At 32.5% G+C, this 1,717-nt stretch carries 2 protein-coding genes; both read left to right on the top strand.

Translation table 11 applies throughout. From position 1 onward, the window contains the following. Nucleotides 1–156 precede the first annotated feature (156 nt). Nucleotides 157–1,209 (top strand): hypothetical protein, encoded by a 1,053-nt coding sequence (locus tag RMN92_RS09375; RefSeq protein WP_309609196.1) that lies wholly within the window; start codon nucleotides 157–159, stop codon nucleotides 1,207–1,209. A gap of 113 nt (nucleotides 1,210–1,322) precedes the next feature. Then, nucleotides 1,323–1,717: DUF4280 domain-containing protein (locus tag RMN92_RS09370; protein WP_309609195.1), on the top strand; the 395-nt coding region annotated here is incomplete at its 3' end.

The raw sequence follows: 1,717 nt of genomic DNA, 5'->3' as shown, positions 1-1,717 counted from the left end.
TGTCAAACATATTGTTATTTTTAGAAATAAAATGCAAAGTATTTGTTAAAATATTTAATGGCGCAATAAAATTTAATTGTTTGGAATATTCTTATATAATTGTGTTAAAAATAATTGATATAATATGTAACTTGGCGGTTTTAATATAAATAATTTATGCGCCAAAAACCACAAGAAAAATTCAGTATTTATGACATTAAAGAAGGAGATACGCTAGCTAGTCTTGCCACCTTTTTTGAAAAAACGCAACAAGAGATAAAAGGATTTCACAATATTTTTTGTGAACACGAAGAACTGATTGTTTTTGATTTTCCAGCTGATTTGAAGCAACTGTATGTCTACCCCTATTTGCACTATAAAGCAATAGGAGTGGCTGAACATTTGGATGAAAGTACTTATTTGCAACACAAAAAGCAAGATGGAACTCGCCATTATAATGTGCAGTATATTTCTACAGAAGGCGAAAAAAATACGGTTATTAATTTTGAAATAAATATTATTCACAAAGGGATTTATACAGAAGGGCATTTGTATTTGATAAATAAAATAACTCCTACTACCATTAATGGCGAAAATGACGCTAATGATACTGAAGAAATTAAAGAAAAAATAGGAAATGTTGCCTACCCGCTTCAAGTTTTGGTAAAAGAGAATGGTATGTGGCAAGAAGTTATTTTCGATAAAGCTATAAAAAAACGATTTGAAATTACAAAGCAAGAAATATTAGAATATTACAAAGGACAAACCACCTACAATATGCTAGCACATGCCGAAGAAAGATTGTGCAATGAAGCTAATTTTAAAAAAATGTTTGAAAACAATTGGCTTTTAGATACTGTTTTTAATAATGTATATAAATATTATAACTATGAGCATCCTATTAAGGAAACTGTAAAATTCGAGTTACTGAATCATGTATCACCCATTGCATTTGATGTTGAGCAACATATTGGCGATTTTGAGTTTGATTCAAAACTAATAACGATAAACCGAAAAGGGATTTTAAACGATTCAAGAAGTAGAGCTTCTTTGGAATTAGCGGTTGGAGAAACGGAGTATGATGGTACTGTTTCAGAAAAGGCAACTGGAAAATTTGAACAAAAAATAATACTAGATATGAAAACCTTTAACATAGTTTCTATATATTTGCGATTAAGTATTGACTTACAAACACCACGAAGTGTGGAAGTTAAAGTTGGTATGATTTGATCATAGGGAATTTGGTTATTTGAAGATCTGGTTATTCAAAAATGTACAGAACCATCATTCAAAAACCAAATAACCAAAAACCGCATAAACAAACAAACAAAAACTAAAAAACTATGTCCGATAAGCATTTAGTATGTCAAGGAGCGAAATGCCAATGCAAGTTTAGCGAAGCACCGCAAACCGATGTGTTGAAAGTTAAAACACAAAAAAAGACTTTTCTTAACGAAAAATCGGGTAGCAAAAAACTTCTTGCTACCAACAAAGACATAGGGCAAACCCTTGAGAAAAATACGTTTGGAAAATGCAAACTACAGCCTACTAGTTCGGGCAACTTGCCTTGTCAGGCTGTTATAACGCAATGGACAGGTTTTTATGAAAAAGTAACGCTAGAAGAAAACAAAGGCAACCCGCTACTCGAAGATAGCAAAGGCACCTGCCCAATTGGTGGTCCTGATTGTATTTCGATAACCAACCACGGTCAGCAAGGCGAAGGCACTAAGCAACAAGC

The organism is Flavobacterium sp., from assembly GCF_031363805.1.
In the GTDB taxonomy this organism is placed as follows: Bacteria; Bacteroidota; Bacteroidia; order Flavobacteriales; family Flavobacteriaceae; genus Flavobacterium.
This window is presented reverse-complemented; position numbering and strand designations above follow the sequence as displayed.

What these genes read in the sequence shown, in the direction of transcription:
- RMN92_RS09375 (WP_309609196.1), top strand. Translation starts at nt 157, where the DNA reads ATGCGCCAAAAACCACAAGAAAAATTCAGTATTTATGACATTAAAGAA.